Annotated in this window: 13 protein-coding genes and 1 riboswitch; of the genes, 9 read left to right on the top strand and 4 right to left on the bottom strand. The window is 44.4% G+C overall.

Annotated features, from left to right (window positions below):
- Positions 1-43: 43 nt before the first annotated feature.
- The 3 genes from VPNCDNU1_RS02300 to torD all read right to left on the bottom strand — a co-directional run bounded on the left by VPNCDNU1_RS02300 (position 44) and on the right by torD (position 3,024).
- Positions 44-634: a TfoX/Sxy family DNA transformation protein gene (locus VPNCDNU1_RS02300; protein WP_101115477.1), complete on the bottom strand. Its 591-nt coding sequence runs from the start codon at positions 632-634 to the stop codon at positions 44-46.
- A 124-nt stretch (positions 635-758) separates the two neighbouring features.
- Positions 759-852: riboswitch (cyclic di-GMP riboswitch) on the bottom strand.
- A 161-nt stretch (positions 853-1,013) separates the two neighbouring features.
- Positions 1,014-2,018 carry an HTH-type transcriptional repressor PurR gene (gene purR / locus VPNCDNU1_RS02305; RefSeq protein ID WP_104398856.1) on the bottom strand — a complete coding sequence of 335 codons (1,005 nt, stop codon included), beginning with the start codon at positions 2,016-2,018 and terminating at the stop codon, positions 1,014-1,016.
- 364 nt (positions 2,019-2,382) lie between these two features.
- Positions 2,383-3,024, bottom strand: coding sequence for a molecular chaperone TorD (gene torD, locus VPNCDNU1_RS02310; protein ID WP_104398857.1), 642 nt, complete (start codon positions 3,022-3,024; stop codon positions 2,383-2,385).
- Between the two features lie 304 nt (positions 3,025-3,328).
- Between torD and torR the strand changes: the two genes are divergently transcribed.
- Entirely contained in the window at positions 3,329-4,042 is a 714-nt protein-coding gene (gene torR, locus VPNCDNU1_RS02315; protein WP_104398858.1) for a two-component system response regulator TorR, read from the top strand.
- 103 nt (positions 4,043-4,145) lie between these two features.
- Here the strand turns inward: torR and elyC are convergent, their stop codons facing one another.
- Positions 4,146-4,937 carry an envelope biogenesis factor ElyC gene (gene elyC / locus VPNCDNU1_RS02320; RefSeq protein ID WP_104398859.1) on the bottom strand — a complete coding sequence of 264 codons (792 nt, stop codon included), beginning with the start codon at positions 4,935-4,937 and terminating at the stop codon, positions 4,146-4,148.
- Positions 4,938-5,052: 115 nt separating this feature from the next.
- On the opposite strand from elyC, the gene cmoM reads away from it, so the two are divergent.
- The 8 genes from cmoM to VPNCDNU1_RS02360 all read left to right on the top strand — a co-directional run bounded on the left by cmoM (position 5,053) and on the right by VPNCDNU1_RS02360 (position 17,241).
- Positions 5,053-5,835 carry a tRNA uridine 5-oxyacetic acid(34) methyltransferase CmoM gene (gene cmoM, locus VPNCDNU1_RS02325; RefSeq protein ID WP_104398860.1) on the top strand — a complete coding sequence of 261 codons (783 nt, stop codon included), beginning with the start codon at positions 5,053-5,055 and terminating at the stop codon, positions 5,833-5,835.
- A 15-nt stretch (positions 5,836-5,850) separates the two neighbouring features.
- Positions 5,851-7,188: a chromosome partition protein MukF gene (mukF, locus tag VPNCDNU1_RS02330; RefSeq protein ID WP_104398861.1), complete on the top strand. Its 1,338-nt coding sequence runs from the start codon at positions 5,851-5,853 to the stop codon at positions 7,186-7,188.
- Positions 7,169-7,876, top strand: coding sequence for a chromosome partition protein MukE (gene mukE / locus VPNCDNU1_RS02335; protein ID WP_167404703.1), 708 nt, complete (start codon positions 7,169-7,171; stop codon positions 7,874-7,876). The genes mukF and mukE overlap by 20 nt, the downstream gene beginning before the upstream one ends.
- The gene (gene mukB / locus VPNCDNU1_RS02340; protein WP_104398863.1) at positions 7,873-12,342 is read left to right on the top strand and encodes a chromosome partition protein MukB; all 4,470 of its coding nucleotides are present in this window, start codon (positions 7,873-7,875) and stop codon (positions 12,340-12,342) included. Before mukE ends, mukB begins: the two co-directional genes overlap by 4 nt.
- A 197-nt stretch (positions 12,343-12,539) precedes the next feature.
- Positions 12,540-13,436 (top strand): LysR family transcriptional regulator, encoded by an 897-nt coding sequence (locus VPNCDNU1_RS02345; protein ID WP_104398864.1) that lies wholly within the window; start codon positions 12,540-12,542, stop codon positions 13,434-13,436.
- Between the two features lie 174 nt (positions 13,437-13,610).
- Positions 13,611-14,624 carry an AraC family transcriptional regulator gene (locus tag VPNCDNU1_RS02350; protein ID WP_104398865.1) on the top strand — a complete coding sequence of 338 codons (1,014 nt, stop codon included), beginning with the start codon at positions 13,611-13,613 and terminating at the stop codon, positions 14,622-14,624.
- Positions 14,625-14,831: 207 nt separating this feature from the next.
- Positions 14,832-15,995, top strand: coding sequence for a DmpA family aminopeptidase (locus VPNCDNU1_RS02355; protein ID WP_104398866.1), 1,164 nt, complete (start codon positions 14,832-14,834; stop codon positions 15,993-15,995).
- 61 nt (positions 15,996-16,056) lie between these two features.
- The gene (locus VPNCDNU1_RS02360; RefSeq protein ID WP_104398867.1) at positions 16,057-17,241 is read left to right on the top strand and encodes an MFS transporter; all 1,185 of its coding nucleotides are present in this window, start codon (positions 16,057-16,059) and stop codon (positions 17,239-17,241) included.
- The last annotated feature ends 151 nt before the right edge of the window (positions 17,242-17,392 follow it).

The following is a 17,392-nucleotide window of genomic DNA, read 5'->3' on the forward strand; positions in this document are numbered from 1 at the left end:
TAAAAAAGCCTCCAAAGGAGGCTTTTTTAGCATGAAGGTTTAACTAACTTAAGCGTTTCATTAATTCATCACGTCTATCTTGAGGAATCACGGACCAGTGAGTGCCATTAATTGCACCCTCTAGAGCCCATAGTAACTCTAAGCCAACATCGCTTGAATGAGTCTGCTTGATGGCTTTGAAGGCTTCTACAGAACCGAAGTTTTGCAACTCCTGAACGGAAGAGATCCCTGCTTTTTTGAGCATTCTTTCAGTACCCAAACGTAAATTAGGCAAGTCTTTCAAACGCGTTGGTTTGGTCTCGGCCTGCTTTTGTTTCTCTGTTCTTGCAACTTTCAGCGCTAGAGAAGCTTTCTCTATGATGTCATTGGTATTATCCCAACTGGTTTCTGGGAGAGCAAAATACTTGGTGACAACCGGAAACCCGCGCTTCTTGTACACATAAGGTTTTAAACCTTGTTGTTCGAACTTTTGAGCACTTTTTGAGTCAGCTCTGATGTGTAAAGTGTTTTGAACGACTAAGGCGAACATAGTGTCATCGGCGAAAACGCCAAAACCACCAAACATTGAACGTGATTTTATCGTCCCTAATGGTTCAAATAGCTTCAATGAGTTTTTAAGTATTGGTTTATCCATGCTGTACTGTCTCGGCTAAAGAAGTTATGCCACTACTAAGTTCAGGTCCGAGAAAAAATAGCAAAGTGATGCAGTCAGATGTCAGAGTTTGGTTAACTCTGGAAAAGAAGTATGCATATTTGCCATCGGCAACCCCGCTACCATATTGATTTCAAATAAATCCATTTAGGCCGGAAGCTTTGCGTCCCACTTTTTCAAATGGTTTGCCCTGTGCGTGACAGTAAAATCATAGAGAAAAACCGGAACAAGCATCACATCAAAATGCCTTATGTGTGATCCGCATTCAAAAAATAAATGTACAGATATAAATATTGTTTCTTATTTGGGCAATAACGCAAAAAGCCTGACATATAGCCAGGCTTTATTAGAATTAACTAATTTAATTTAACTTTTTAACAGAACTTCTTTCTACGATTTCAGGGTGCATCTCGAAGATACGCTTATCGTGCTCTTTGTCCTTGATTCTTTGGAGAAGAATTTCAAACGCTGTTTTACCAACACGACGTTTAGGTTGGTGAACGGTCGTCAGAGGAGGAGAAAAGTATCCTGATAGTTCAATATTGTCATACCCAATAATTGAAATATCATCTGGAACACGGACGCCATTTTCCTGAAGGCGACTAATGACTCCGAGTGCCATGAGATCATTAAAGCAGAAAACGGCAGTCGGTCTGTTTTCCATAGCAAGAATCTTATCTGCTGCAAGGACTGCAGTGTCGCACTCGAAGTTGCCGACAAGTATACGTTCTTGCTTGAATTCAATATCGTATTCTCTCAGCGCTCGTTTGTAGCCAATAACGCGCTCAATACAAGCCACTTTGTCTTCGTGACCAGTGAGGCACGCAATATCCGTATGACCGTTGTCTAAAAGATATTTTGTCGCTAAATAGCCACCTTCTTCCGAGTTATCAATGATTTTATCGGCTTGAGAGCTTTCTGGTCCCCAATCCATGATCACTTTTGGAATGGATGAATGAGAATCGAGCATTTCGCGAAGATCTTCGGTTAAATCGGAGCACATAACCAAGATGCCATCAACGCGCTTTTCTGCAAGCATGCGAATGTAATCTCGTTGCTTCTCGTAGATCCCACCAGTGTTACATAAAATCAGCGTGTAGCCCTGACGGTAACAGTAGCTTTCTACACCGTCGACGACTTCTGCGAAGAACGGATTGGTAGACTGTGTAACTAACATTCCTATTGTGCGAGTCGTGTTACATTTCAAACTGCGCGCAACAGCACTCGGTGCATAGTTCAGTTCTTGGACAGCCTTTTTTACTTTTTCTTGTGTAGTTTCAGCAACAAAGCGTGTTTTATTTATAACATGTGAAACCGTAGTAGTTGATACTCCGGCAAGTCGTGCGACATCTTTAATAGTGGCCATAAAACAAATATCCTATAGAGCCGAGCTGAGGGGTAAGGCACCAAATTTCAAGTAGCTAATATTCTCAGCATGGCGGATTTTCATTGTGTTATTAAAATCGACTAAAAACACAAAAACCGCTATTAATACAGCGGCTTAGTTAATATTTTTCAGCGTTTCATATTTTATCGTTTGCGATCACGATCTTAGTCTTTAATTTCGTAAGTGACAATGGAGTGAATCGTAAAAATGTATACCAAGTGTCACATTTATGAGGAATCCTAATATTTATTAAGGGTAATGTTTCATATCTAAAACAAATCGACTAAATACCTAAGCCAAGCCTTCGAGCTCAATACAATCAAGATATCTCCATCATGTTGACCTACTCGCCAGAAATATATTGGCGGTCTAACTCTACAAAGCTTACGAGTAATTGTGATACAGAAGCGTAGAACCCAAAGCTATCATAATCTTTGCAGTTCTTATTAAATAATGGAAGCCAAGTCATGAGATGCGTATTTATAAACCATAGCTGCTCTCGCAGTGCATCTTCAAATTGCTCGTTGGTTTTTAATTCATTTGAGCGAATGATGAGGTTACCCAAAAAATCCAATTGGATGGCGAGGTGATCTGCTGGCTCGTTAAACCCTTCCAGCATAGAGACACCTTTTTCTCTTAACAACGATTCCATTTGTCTCGTTGGTTCATCATTAAGCAGACCTGATTTGTAAATAGAAGCATAGGGCAGGGCGGCTTTTTTATCTGTAGTCAGAAATAGACCACAAAAGTCTGCAGCGAGTTCTAACTGAGCATCTTCTCTGTCTTGGAGCTTATTCAGGGATTCGATAAGTTGTTGAGCTGCCGGTTTTAAGTTTTCGTTCTCTGCAAGACCGCTAATGAAGCTCCTGATTTCAGCTGTGTGGTAACTCTCCAATTCCTCTTGTTTCAGTTCTTGAGCAAAAAGGCTAGAAAGCCACCAGTAAATCTCTGCGCGCTTTTCGTTAAATGCTTTTGTTTCTTGCATAGCGTTACCGCTCCGTATGAGGTTATTAGCGCAATTCTAACGAATTAAGATGAACAGAACTAATCTAAAGTATGGCAAGAAATGAAAATAAAAAGCAGGTTATGAATAGGACACGAATTGGTTGCTTTGAATCAATAAAAGTTAGGAAATTACCTTCTTTTTAACGAATTCGCTAGAAATGTAACTTTTTGTGAATAGAATATAAAGAGTCGCAAATAGACTGTGGCAAGTTTGTCTTTTTATTTAGATTAAAGTCGAACAAATAACCAATATATCCTTATAAATACAAAAGAAAGTGGTGTAGATGAGCTATCACGTATTAGTCGTAGAAGACGATGTGGTTACCCGTAGCAAGCTGGTGGGCTATTTCCAGAACGAAGGCTATCACGTTAGCGAAGCTGAAAGTGGCGAGCAAATGCGCGCAATTTTAGCAGAGCAATCTGTTGATTTAGTCATGCTGGATATTAACTTACCAGGTGAAGACGGGCTAATGCTGACTCGAGAACTACGCAGTCAATCTGATATAGGGATCATCCTCGTCACAGGACGCACGGACAGCATTGATAAAATTGTCGGCCTTGAAATGGGTGCAGATGATTACGTGACAAAACCTTTTGAGCTTAGAGAGCTGCTGGTCAGAGTAAAAAATTTGCTGTGGAGAATTTCTGCGGCCCGTCTTGCTCCAGCGAAAGAAGACAAAAAAGAAGAATCAGGGCAACTCATTCGTTTTGGAGAGTGGACATTTGATATCCAACGTCGAGCACTGAGCCGAAATGGTGAACCCGTTAAACTGACCAAAGCCGAGTACGAATTGCTTGTGGCTTTGTCTTCACACCCAAACAAAGTACTTAGCCGAGAACGGATATTAAACATGATTAGCCATCGTGTTGATGCACCTAACGATAGAACCATTGATGTTTTGATTCGACGAATGAGAGCTAAGATGGAGTTCGATCCGAAAAATCCACAGATTTTTGTAACGGTGCATGGTGAAGGTTACATGTTTGCTGGAGACTGATAGTGATTTTTATCAGCAGTAATTGATAATTAGGATAGAAAAAAACCGAGGGTAGCATCCTCGGTTTTTTTGTTGGTAATTTGATACCTCAAGCTAAATCAATTTAAGAAGCTTCATTTAGCTGTGCGTTGGAGTTAGTCGCAAAATCTCGAAGGGTTTGCCACCAAAGCCCTAAACGTTCATGCCAATACGTTTCCGTCCACTCCAAGTATTTAGCTTGAGGGCGGTATTTGTTCCATGGCTGCATAGTGCCATTGGAAGCCAGAAAGTTTGTAGGTGCTGGAACGGGATCAATACCCGCATCATTGAATTCACGCAAAGCACGTGTCATGTGACTTGCAGAAGTGACTAGTACCAGCTCTTTGTTATTAACAAATACGGAAGCTTGTCTTGCTTCTTCCCACGTGTCTTTTGCAGTCTCCAAAAGAATGATATCGGGTTTTGCTACGCCTAATGCGAGCGCTACTTTTGCCATCATTCGAGCATTACTGATCTCAGATCCACCAGCGTAGCCAGATAAGATCAATTTTGCTCCTGGATACATCCTAAGAATACGAATACCTTCGGACAGTCGCATTAATGCGGTTCTACTTAATTCCGATGTAGGTGGAATATCATCATCAACAACGTGACCGCTTCCCAAAACCATCACATAGTCAACGGTGCCTTCTACAGGTAGAAAACCTTTATGTTGACGCTCCATTGGCATCAGTAGTCCACTAGCAACAGGTTGGAAAGAAGAAAGAAAAATGCCAGTGAAAGACACGAAAATCAAAAAACAGCCAGTACCTCTTTTTAAGGTGAACATGACCAACAGTAACCCCACCACCCCTATTATTAAAAAGCCCGGGAGCGGCATCAGCAGCGCAGAAAACACTTTTTTCAGCTCAAACATACTTAAATAGTCCGAAAAATCATCACTTGATTATGAAAAAGGCTAACAAGCCTTTATTACTTCTTATCCTGTGACAGAATAAGCGGCACGAATAGATATAATAACCTAAGCCACAGTGACAGAAGATCGTAATTTCGACGATATTGCCCACAAATTCGCAAAAAATATTTACGGATCTGAGAAAGGTGATATACGTCAAACCATTGTTTGGGAAGATTTAATTGTAGCATTAAGTGAGCTAAACGATGAATGTTGCCGTTTAAATATCTTGGATGCAGGTGGCGGGCTTGGGCAAATGTCGCAAAAAATTGCCCAACGCGGACACAATGTCACACTCTGTGATCTATCTTCTGAAATGCTAAAACTGGCAAAAGCAGACATTGAAAAACACGGTTTGCTTTCCCAATATCAGCTAGTTCACTCTCCAGTTCAAGAAATTGAACAGCACCTCAATGAGAAAGTTGATATGGTGCTTTTCCACGCGGTGATGGAGTGGTTAGCAGACCCGAAATCGGCGTTAGAAAAGGTTCTGAAGCAAGTAAAGCCGGGTGGTATTGGCTCAATCATGTTTTATAACCATCATGGCTTGGTATTGAAAAACGTGATATGCGGCAATATTCCACACATTTTAGAAGGAATGCCGCATAGAAAACGCTTTAAACTCCAGCCCCAAAAAGGTTTGAAGCCGGAAGAAGTCTATCAATGGATAGAGGATGCAGGGTTTGAAATCTGTGGTAAATCGGGTATTCGATCCTTCCACGACTACATAGGCAATATGGAGTACATGGGCGATTATCAATTTGAAGATGTATTGGCACTTGAAAGACAACTGTGTCGTCAGGAGCCTTACCTTTCTTTAGGTCGCTACATTCATGTTTGGGCGAAAAGAAAGGAATAATAAACAGGATGAACAATGAGTGATGTAACTCAAGATGTTGTAGAGCAACCAATCGATGAATTGGTTAGCTGGGTAAAACAACACGATTTCTCATTGAACTTGTCTACTGAACGTCTGGCTTTTCTGATTGCGTTAGCCGTTTTAAGTAACGAGAGATTTGATGAAGAGTTGGGTGAAGGAGAGTTGCACGATGCGTTCTCTATCGTCACCCGCTTGTTTGAAGAAACGGGGGAAGCTTCTGCATTTCGGGCGAATAACGCCATCAATGAAATGGTTAAACAGAAGCTATTGAGCCGATTTACCAGTGAAATTACCGAAGGTGCAAGCATTTATCGATTGTCGCCTTTAGCGGTCGGCATTACCGATTACTATGTACGCCACCGAGAGTTTTCAAAGTTGCGACTGTCCATTCAGCTGTCCATGGTGGCAGGTGAAATGGAGAAAGCGATCGCAGCTGCAAAAGAAGGCGGTACACCAGGGCATTGGCAGAAAAATGTATATGGCGTTTTAAAATACTCAGTGGGTGAGATTTTCGATCAAATCGATCTTAACCAGCGAGTAATGGACGAGCAGCAACAATTGGTAAAAGACCAAATCGCAGAGTTGTTGAACCAAGATTGGCGCGAAGCCATCAATAGCTGTGAAGCTTTGCTCAGCGAGACATCTGATACCCTAAAAGAGCTGCAAGACACACTGCAAGCCGCTGGCGATGAAATGCAAACTCAGATCCTTGATATTCAAGGGCTCGTTTACGGGCAGGATGAATTGCAATTCGTCGAAGAAGCGCTTTACGGGCTGCAAATGAAGCTAGACCGTATTGTAAGCTGGGGTCAGCAGACCATCGATCTATGGATCGGTTACGACCGACATGTTCACAAGTTTATCCGTACCGCTATCGATATGGACAAAAACCGCGCTTTCAGCCAGCGATTGCGACAGTCTGTAAAAGACTATCTCGACGCTCCATGGCTGTTGACATATGCCGACGCCGAAAGGCTACGGGATATGCGTGATGAAGCTTTGGTCCTGCGTGATGATGAAGTCATGGGGCAGGTACCAATGGATGTCGAATACGAAGAGTTTGAGCAAGTGAATGATGAGTTGTCAGAACGAATAAACGATATGCTCAAGGCTCATAAAGAACGAGGTGCTTCCATCGATTTGGGAGTGGTTCTACGTGACTATCTTTCGACACATCCACAAACGCATCATTTTGATTTGGCTAGAATTGTTGTCGACCAAGCCGTGCGCTTAGGTTACTCAGAATCTGATTATCAGGCGATTCAACCTGATTGGCAGGCAATCAACGATTTTGGCGCTAAGGTACAAGCAAATGTCATTGACAAATACTGAAGAATATATGCCAGAGAAACTGGCAAAAGCGATTTCCAACCCGCTGTTTCCCGCACTTGATAGTGTACTTCGAGCAGGGCGCCACATCTCCTCTGAAGACATGGACAACCACGCATTGCTGAGTGATTTCGAGACCGAACTTGCCCTATTTTACCAACGCTATAACACTGAATTAGTGAAAGCACCTGAAGGTTTTTTCTATCTCCGTCCACGCTCTACCTCTTTAATTGGTCGAAGCGTTCTTTCAGAGCTTGATATGCTGGTCGGTAAGGTACTTTGTTTCCTATATCTGAGCCCCGAAAGGCTGGCTCATGAAGGTATTTTTACCAATCAAGAGTTATACGACGAAATGATATCGCTAGCGGATGAGAAAAAGCTCATGAAGTTAGTGACCAATCGGGCGACGGGTTCTGATCTCGATCGTGAAAAACTGTTCGATAAAGTCCGCACGTCGTTAAGACGCTTACGCCGATTAGGCATGATTATTTCTATTGGCGAAAACGGAAAGTTCCGTATCAGTGAAGCCGTATTTCGATTCGGTGCTGATGTGCGTGTGGGTGATGACGTGCGTGAAGCGCAATTACGCTTAATCCGCGATGGTGAAGCCGTTGTTCACCAACAAGAACCTAGCCAAGTCAGCTTGCTAGAAGAGCCTGAAGAAGAACAAGAAATAGAGGGTGAAGCATGATTGAAAGAGGTAAATATCAATCACTAACCATGATCAACTGGAACGGTTTTTTCGCACGTACTTTTGATATCGATGGGTTGGTTACAACACTTTCTGGTGGTAACGGTGCGGGTAAATCGACCACGATGGCGGCGTTTATTACCGCATTAATTCCCGACCAAAGCTTGCTGCATTTCCGAAACACCACAGAAGCCGGTAGCTCTCAAGCCTCGCGCGATAAAGGGTTGTACGGCAAGTTACAACCGGGTGCCTGTTATGCGGTTCTTGATGTGGTTAACTCACGCAACCAGCGATTATTGTTTGCGGTAAAATTACAGCAAGTGGCTGGGCGAGACAAAAAAGTCGACATTAAGCCGTTTGTTATTCAAGGCTTACCAAGTCACATCAAACCGACCGATGTGCTTATTGAAAGCGTATCGGAGAAACACGCTCGTGTTCGCCAAATAAACGAAGTGAAAGAAACCGTTCTTCAACATGAAGGAGTGCATTTCAAAGCATTCTCTTCCGTTGTTGAATACCACTCGCAAATGTTCGAATTTGGCGTGTTGCCGAAGAAACTTCGCAACAGCAGCGACCGTTCTAAGTTCTATCGATTGATTGAAGCGTCTCTGTACGGCGGTATTTCTAGTGCTATCACGCGTTCATTACGCGATTATTTATTGCCTCAAAATGGTGGAGTAAAAAAAGCATTCCAAGACATGGAATCGGCGTTGCGTGAAAACCGCATGACGTTGGAAGCCATTAAAACCACCCAATCTGATAGGGATTTGTTTAAGCATCTAATCACGGAGTCGACGAATTACGTCGCGGCCGATTACATGCGCCATGCGAATGATCGCCGTAACAAGCTTGAATCAACGATGTCTTTGCGTTCGGAGTTGTTTGGATCGCGTTCTCAGTTAATCGAACAGAATAACTTACTCAACCGCGTACAAGAAGAGCTCGAACTGCTGGTTGAGCAAGAAGGTGGGTTGGAGCAAGACCATCAAGCCGCGTCCGACCACCTTCAGCTAGTCCAAAATGCCCTTCGACAACAAGAAAAAATCGAACGTTACCAAGAAGATCTAGAAGAGCTGAGCGAGCGCCTTGAAGAACAGAGCATGGTGGTTGAAGAAGCTCAAGAACGTTTGCTTGAAGCAGAAGAGCAGGCTCATATTTCAGAAGAAGAAGTAGACAGCTTGAAAACGCAGCTTGCGGATTACCAGCAAGCGCTGGATGTTCAGCAGACTCGTGCATTGCAGTATCAGCAAGCTGTTAAGGCACTGGAAAAAGCGAAAGAACTGGCAGGATTCGATGGTCTCACCTCTGACAATGCCACTACGTTATTGAGCGAGTTAAAGCAATCAGAGCAAGACAAAACAACCGCGTTGTTGTCCATCAAACACAAATTGGACATGTCTTCTGCTGCCGCAGAGCAGTTTGAGCAAGCGTATACGTTGATTAAAAGTATTGCGGGAGAAGTAGAACGCAGTCACGCTTCTATTGCTGCCAAAGCAAGCCTGCAAAAAGCCCGTGAGAATCAGCAACTGCTGCAAAATGAATCCCAATGGCAAGCGCAGTATCGTGATTTAGAGAGAAGCCTTAATCAGCAGCGTGTCGCGCAGCAAAGTGTTGAGGAATATCAGAAGCAGCACAGTGTTGACTTGATAGATGAGTTAACGCTAGAGCAAGAACACGAACGCCACAGCGCGACAATTGAATCTGTTGAACATGATAAAGAAGTATTGCGTGAGCAGCGCAGCGAACTTCGACGTCACCAGCAAGATGCAGACGCTGAAATCAAAAAGTTTGAAGCCATTGCGCCAACTTGGATTGCCGCGAACGATGCACTTGAAAAGCTGAAAGAGCAGTCCGAATCGGAGTTATACGACAGTCAGGCAGTGATGTCTGAGATGCAGCAAGTCCTTGAGCGAGAGAAGTCTCAATCGATGGCTAAAGACAAGCTGGGTGAACGACGTACTCAGCTGGATCATGAAATTGAACGTTTGGCATCACCAGGTGGTTCTAACGATCCACGCCTTAAAGGGTTAGCTGATACGTTAGGTGGTGTACTGCTTTCTGAAATCTATGACGACATCACGATTGATGATGCGCCGTATTTTAGTGCGATGTACGGTCCAGCACGTCATGCTATTGTGGTATCTGACCTTTCGGGCATCAAAGAAAAGCTCATAGAGCTAGACGATTGCCCTGAAGATTTGTACATCATCGAAGGTGACGTGGATGCCTTTGACGACAGCTCATTCAACGCGGATGAACTTGAAGGTGCGGTGTGTGTTCAGCTAAACGAACGCCAAATGCGTTACTCTCGTTTCCCCGAAATTCCATTGTTTGGACGCGCTGCGCGTGAGCAACGCTTGTCGCTGCTAAGAGCAGAGCGAGACGAAGTTGTGGAGAACCACGCGAAAGCGTCATTTGATTCACAAAAACTTCAACGCCTATACCAAGCGTTCAACGAGTTTGTGGCGAAGCATATAGGTGTCGCTTTTGAAGCAGACCCAGAGCAAGCCCTTCAGGTTGCGCGAGATAAACGCAACCAATTAGCTCGTCAGCTTTCTGACTTGGAAAACCGTGAACAGCAACAACGCAGCCAGCTCGCAGCATCTAAACAGGCACTGTCTCTTCTTGATAAGTTAGCGCCAATGATGGGCGTGATAGAAGATGAAACCTTAGCCGAGCGCCATCAAGAACTGGAAGTAAAACTTTCCAGTTTAAGTGACGCGAAGCACTTCCAGAGCCTACATGGGAAATCGATTGTTCAACTGGAAAAAATCGCCTCTGCTCTAGAAGCGGATCCAGAGCAATTTGATGCGCTACAAGCAGAGCACGAAGCCGCAGACATTGAACTTCAAGGTTTGAAAACAACCCTCTTTGCTTTGGCAGATTTGGTGGAACGTCGCCATCACTTTAGCTATTCCGACTCGGTTGAATTACTGAATAAAAGCAGTGAATTGAGCGAGCAGTTGAAATCAAAGCTAGTGGAAGCGGAGCGAGCGCGTACGCGCCACCGTGAAGTATCAAAGCAGTCTCAGCAACAGCTTAGCCAGTATAATCAAGTGCTTGCATCACTTAAAAGTTCACACCAAGCGAAAGCGGAGACGATGCAAGAATTCCGTGCAGAATTGCAAGAATTTGGTGTTAACGCGGATGCTGGGGCAGAAGAGCGTGCGCGTAATCGTCGCGATGAGTTGCAAGAACGCTTACACGCTTCCCGTAACCGTAAGAGTGAATTCGAGCGCACAATCACATCAACTGAGCTGGAAATGAAAGCTTTGGCGAAGCGTTTGAAGAAAGTTCAGAAAGAATACATTGAACTTCGTACCTTTGTGGTAGCCGCAAAAGCAGGATGGTGTTCTGTTCTTCGCCTTGCAAGAGAAAATGATGTAGAACGCCGTTTACATCGCCGTGAACTGGCTTACATGTCGGCAGATGAATTGCGCTCCATGTCCGATAAGTCACTCGGCGCGTTGCGCTTGGCTGTTGCGGATAATGAAGACCTACGCGATGCATTACGATCGTCCGAAGATAATTCTCGACCGGAGAAAAAGGTGCTCTTTTACATTGCGGTGTATCAGCATCTTCGTGAGCGTATTCGTCAAGATATCATTCGTACAGACGATCCCGTTGAAGCTATTGAAGAAATGGAAGTGGAGCTGGCTCGTCTTACCGAAGAATTGACTCAACGTGAAAACCGTTTGGCAATCAGTTCTGAATCGGTAGCCGCGATCATTAAGAAGACGATTCAACGAGAGCAAAACCGAATTCGCATGCTTAACCAAGGGTTGTCGAACATCTACTTTGGTCAGGTAAAAGGTGTTCGCTTGAACGTGAATATTCGTGAAAGCCACGAAATTCTTCTCAATGGTTTAGCAACACAGCAAGAACAACATAAAGACCTGTTCGAAAGTACACGCTTTACCTTCTCGGAAGCGATGGCCAAATTGTTCCAGCGTGTTAACCCACATATTGATATGGGGCAGCGCTCACCGCAAGTGTTGGGCGAGGAGCTGTTAGATTACCGAAACTACCTAGAATTGAGTGTTGAAGTTAACCGTGGCTCAGATGGCTGGCTGCAAGCAGAGTCGGGCGCACTGTCTACCGGTGAAGCCATTGGTACCGGTCAATCCATTCTGTTGATGGTGGTGCAAAGTTGGGAAGAGGAATCTCGACGTTTACGCAGTAAAGATATCGTTCCTTGTCGTCTTCTTTTCTTAGATGAAGCAGCCCGTCTTGATGCGAAATCAATCTCAACACTGTTTGAACTGTGTGATCGTTTGGGTATGCAGTTGCTTATCGCGGCGCCAGAAAACATCAGCCCAGAAAAAGGGACCACCTACAAACTGGTTCGTAAGGTATTTAAAGATCACGAGCACGTGCATGTCGTGGGGCTCAGAGGGTTTGGTGATACGCCTAAGGTGAGTGATGCCGCCCAAGAAGCATTGGAAGAAGCGGATTTAGTCGATTAACTTCCAAATCTTCACAGCGCTTAGCAAATAGAGTTCGCTAAACTGAATAACGCCTCCTTTTCTGGGGGCGTTTTTTATTCCATATTTTCTTTGTGAACGCACACTGTACTCAAACAAACTCAGGATGTAGGATTCAAAACTCTACCTTCAATTTAATTGGGTATAGCAAAAGCGCATCTCAATATCGGACAGTTTTTATGAAAAGGAAATCGCTAACGGGTCAACTCAGTGATATCGATCTACGCCTACTGCGTATTTTTCGTTGTGTGGTGGAATCGGGAGGGTTTTCGGCGGCAGAGGTCGCATTAAACATCAGCCGTGCGGCGATCAGTGCAGCAATGGCAGACTTAGAGATCCGATTAGGGTTTAAGCTTTGCCATCGTGGGAGATCGGGGTTTTCGATGACCGATGAAGGGCAGCAGGTTTACCAGTACACCCTTCAATTACTGGCGTCGTTGGAGGAGTTCAAAACTCAGATTAATACGTTGCATTCGAGCCTCATCGGTGAATTAAACATTGGTATTACGGATAACATGGTATCGATGACGGAAATGCGCATTACTAATGCTCTTGCGGAGCTAAAGAAAGCCGGACCAGATGTTACTATTAACATTCGAATGATCCCACCGAATGATGTCGAGAAAGGTGTTCTCGATGGCACTTTGCACGTTGGAATGATTCCACATATCCGCACGTTATCTGGGCTTCAATATGAGCCTTTGTATAACGAGACGTCATTGCTTTATTGCGGTTCAGGGCACCCGTTATTTGCCGAGACTGTTCAATCGGTTGATCTCACCGAATGGGATGCGATTGTGCCTGCTTATGCGCAAACGCCAAAAATTCAGTCGTTGTACAACACAATGAAAAGTGCAGCCACGGCGACAGACAGGGAAGGCATCGCGTTTCTTTTACTCACAGGGCAATACTTGGGTTATCTGCCTGATCATTTTGCTCAAAGGTGGGTTGATGATGGTGTGATGAAAGCCATTCTGCCTCAGCAATATGGTTACTCTCAGCCTTTCGCCTCCATTACACGTAAAGAGCGCAGAGCAAACTTGGTGTTAGAAACGTTTTTGTCTGCGCTTAACTAAGCGCCACAGTTTACGCCGTGATTAAATGGCATTAAGCATAAACGAAATTTAACTGCAAAAGGTCAACAGACCTTGGCCAATTTTTCGAAGTGGTCAATTTGGTTAACGCTTTCCATTTATATGATGGTTTGCTTGTGTTAGAAATAAAGGCTGTTTGAGCAATAATAGAATTTCATGGTTTCAGGTACGATTTCGAGAATTTTTTCCGATCAGGTTTTGGCTTATCTCCGCACGCTAGATGAAGAGGTGTCTGACGATCTATTGCCAGAGCCAGGAGAAGCTGTTCAATATTTGGAAGACGGGAACTACCTTTATCTGAGCGACTTCTATCAGTTTCTGAATCGGGTGGAAACTTTGACGGGAAATCCTGATTTTGGCTGGGATATCTATCAAGATTTTGATTTCCGTAACATGGGCATCATGGGGTATGCGATTGTCAATTCGACTCATCTCAAAGATGCCATTTCGGTCACCTGTGATTATGTTCAATTGGTGCAAAGCCACACAGAAGTGTTTCTGAGACCTAGCCTTCACCACCCCGATTGCATGGATTTGTGTTACCGCGTGAACTCTGAAGGCTTAGCGTCGGCGCATGATACCCATATGTCACTAGGCTTTTTTATCCGCCTTATACAGTATTTATGCAATCCAGATTGGAGCCCAGTGCTCATAGGTTTAACGCACAGTGAGCGAAAACAAAACATCAGTGAGAAGACGCGGTCTTTGCTTCTCGCAGAGCAGCCATTCAATTTTGTCACGATAGAAAACCATGTTTTGGAAGCGCAGATTGCCGCATCGGATCAGCGTTTGTATGACATTATGTGTAGCAATTTGACCGAAAAAATCGACCAACAATCTGAAACGCTGTCTTTTTTCCAAGAGTTGGAAGATGTCATCTTTCAACTCTTGTCTGATGAAGAATGCGGAATTGATAAAGCCGCCGAGCACATGTGCATGAGCCGTCGTACGCTTCAGCGCAGGTTAGCGGATCACGATGTAAGCTTTTCCTATTTAGTGGACAACGTTCGCCGTCATTTTGCGTGTCAGTTGTTACATGAAGCCACCATCTCAATGATCGATATCGCTTTAACCTTAGGTTATTCAGAGCTTGCAGCGTTCGACAGAGCTTTCAAGCGCTGGCATGGAATTACCCCTACACAATATCGCGAGTTATTTTTTCCGGAGTAGCGGCTTTTCTTGAGTTGTTTCCGCCTTCATAGCCTTTTGCCTCATATATAGAGTGTTTAATTATGAATCGCCGTATATTGCTTACGTGCCACTAAGTTGTCACTTCAAGTCAATACAGCGGCTCCTTACCCCTTTATCTTAATTTGGTTGTTAACAAGTTGTGAATTTCACAATTGTTCTTGGATATTCAAATTAAGAGAAGGTTTCATGGCAGTAACTCGTTCCAATTCCAAAACATCCCACCACTCTTTTACCCCTCGCGCTCGTGACTTGGGTATACCATTAGAAGGTGAAACCGCCACCTTTAATGCCATCACGGATGTAAAAGGGGTGGAAGTTGGATACACCACTTTGATTGATCCGTTGAAAAAAATGTGTACAGGGGTGACCGCCATTCTTCCTAGAGGGAAAAGAAAATCCCCAAGCCCTGTCTGGGCCGGGCAGTACGATCTGAATGGGAATGGAGAAATGACGGGTACCCACTGGATCAATGAAGCAGGGTATTTCCTCGGCCCTGTCTGTATTACGAATACGCACTCTGTCGGTATGGTGCACCATGGCGCAACTCGGTGGATGATGGATACTTACGATACGCACTTCAAAGATGGTCACGCTTGGGCAATGCCCGTTGTGGCAGAGACTTACGATGGTTTTATGAATGACATTACGGCTCAGTTTGTCACTGAATCGGATGTACTCGAAGCAATCAACCGAGCACAGTCTGGTTCAATAGAAGAAGGCAACGTTGGCGGTGGAACGGGTATGCAAACTTATGAATTTAAGGGCGGGTCGGGAACCTCATCGCGCTTGGTTCGTATTCCCGGACATGAATTTGTCGTAGGTGTTTTCGTTCAGTCCAATTTTGGGTTGAGGCATGAGTTTAACGTGGCTGGTGTGCCTGTCGGTCAATACTTAAATGAAAATTGCCCAATCCTTCAAGCGATGGATAGCGACGCAAGAGACACAGGGTCCATCGTTGTAACCATAGCAACGGACGCCCCGTTACTGCCATTGCAACTTCAAAGCCTAGCGAAGCGAGCAGCGATAGGGCTAGGCAGAACAGGGACATCTGGTGGTCACTATTCTGGCGATATCTTTCTCGCATTTTCAACCGCAAACGACAATGGCATGTCGTTCAGTTGTGGCACGGTTTTGGACGCAGTTCTGCCCTTAAAGCATGTGAATGAACATTACTTGGATGAGTTTTACATGGCGACGGTTCAAGCCGTTGAAGAAGCGATTTTGAATGCCATGGTGGCAGCAAAAACGACGTTAAGCGTGAAGCCCAAAGGATTGGTATTTGATGAAATTGATCATCAAAAGTTGCGTTCGCTGCTAAAGAAGCATAACCGTTTAGTTGATGGGCACTAGGGTCAATAGACCCTAAAACCAATACACATTTATCTGTCAAAGGAATGAAGAGAGAAGTGCAATGAATAATTCGATACAACATCCCAATTTACTGTCCATCATGATGCTTGCGTGTGCGGGAGTATTACCTGCTTTCGTGTTTCTCGTCGCCCCTGTCTTCGTCGGTGGGTTGGTTGAAACGGGAATGGCGGTTGATCAAGCTGGTTTCTTACTGTCGGCAGAGCTAGGAGGCTTTGCTGTTGGTGGGCTAATAGCAACACTGTGTTTAAAAAACACCCAATGGACAAGAATCGTATTCGTTGCGTTATGGATGATGATTTCTGGGAATCTTGCCAGTGCTTATATTTCCAGCAGTCACGAAAGCAGTTATGAGGTGCTGATGTGGGTGCGAGTGATGTGTGGATTAGGGAGCGGAAGTTTGGCTGCCATCATTAACATTGCGCTAAGCAAAGCACAAAATAGCGATCGAGCGTTTGCGTATTTGTTGTTTGCTCAACTCTCTTTCAGTGCGCTAGGCATATACTTTTTCCCGAATGTCATTGCATCTGTTGGTAGCGTCAATGTCATATTTTATGTGCTCGCAGGGTTGTGCGTATTGGTACTTGCAGCGGCACCTATATGGGCTCGAAAACTGTCTATTTCGATTTCACCCGCCACATCACCTTCTGATACGTCGTCGACGCGTAATATCGTGATTCTGCTCTCTGTTTGTACAATGTTCTTTTTCTACGCTGGCGAGAATGCGGTGTGGGCGTTTTTAGAGATCATTGCTGAAGAAGGGGGAATTGCAAACAGTGAGATTGGGGCATTACTTGGGACAATAGGCTTAGCTGGTCTTGCGGGGGCTGCGTGCGCCGTGGTTCAAGCTGAAAAACTAGGTCGATTATTTCCCATTCTGTTGACCATCGGCATTCAAGTTGTTGTTGTCATACTTTTACAAGGCAATTTGGAGACCATGCCGTTCTTGTACCTCGCTTCAATATTTAACTTTCTTTGGAATTACTGTGCTCCATATTTGTTTGCGGTCGTGGCGGATTCAGATTCATCAGGTCGAGCAGTGGCACTTAGCATCCCTGCATTAGGTGCGGGGCTAACAGCCGGTCCTTTAGTTGTGGGGGTATTGCTACCAAACTTTGGTTTGCCAGTTGTCAATACAATAGCAATTGTCGCTCTTGCATTGAGTGCAATTGCTGTGCTGCCATTGTTACGCAAGTCTTGGGCTTTTAAAGCAGAAACCGTGAGCTAAGAGACCTAAACATCATAGGGGTAGCCCCTCTACAGCTCAGACAATGAAACAAAACTGGTTTAATGAAAACCACAGCACCCTAACGTCCTATTCAAAAGACGTTAGGGTGTTTTTTTATCGGACTAAGGAGATTATTTGCGTAATTAATGGG

This window comes from Vibrio penaeicida (assembly GCF_002933855.1).
In the GTDB taxonomy this organism is placed as follows: Bacteria; Pseudomonadota; Gammaproteobacteria; order Enterobacterales; family Vibrionaceae; genus Vibrio; species Vibrio penaeicida_A.

Bases quoted from the DNA above. Each gene is read 5' to 3' on its own strand.
- VPNCDNU1_RS02300 (WP_101115477.1), bottom strand. From the start codon at position 634: ATGGATAAACCAATACTTAAAAACTCATTGAAGCTATTTGAACCATTA.
- purR (WP_104398856.1), bottom strand. From the start codon at position 2,018: ATGGCCACTATTAAAGATGTCGCACGACTTGCCGGAGTATCAACTACT.
- torD (WP_104398857.1), bottom strand. From the start codon at position 3,024: ATGCAAGAAACAAAAGCATTTAACGAAAAGCGCGCAGAGATTTACTGG.
- torR (WP_104398858.1), top strand. From the start codon at position 3,329: ATGAGCTATCACGTATTAGTCGTAGAAGACGATGTGGTTACCCGTAGC.
- elyC (WP_104398859.1), bottom strand. From the start codon at position 4,937: ATGTTTGAGCTGAAAAAAGTGTTTTCTGCGCTGCTGATGCCGCTCCCG.
- mukF (WP_104398861.1), top strand. From the start codon at position 5,851: ATGAGTGATGTAACTCAAGATGTTGTAGAGCAACCAATCGATGAATTG.
- mukE (WP_167404703.1), top strand. From the start codon at position 7,169: ATGTCATTGACAAATACTGAAGAATATATGCCAGAGAAACTGGCAAAA.
- mukB (WP_104398863.1), top strand. From the start codon at position 7,873: ATGATTGAAAGAGGTAAATATCAATCACTAACCATGATCAACTGGAAC.
- VPNCDNU1_RS02345 (WP_104398864.1), top strand. From the start codon at position 12,540: ATGAAAAGGAAATCGCTAACGGGTCAACTCAGTGATATCGATCTACGC.
- VPNCDNU1_RS02350 (WP_104398865.1), top strand. From the start codon at position 13,611: ATGGTTTCAGGTACGATTTCGAGAATTTTTTCCGATCAGGTTTTGGCT.
- VPNCDNU1_RS02355 (WP_104398866.1), top strand. From the start codon at position 14,832: ATGGCAGTAACTCGTTCCAATTCCAAAACATCCCACCACTCTTTTACC.
- VPNCDNU1_RS02360 (WP_104398867.1), top strand. From the start codon at position 16,057: ATGAATAATTCGATACAACATCCCAATTTACTGTCCATCATGATGCTT.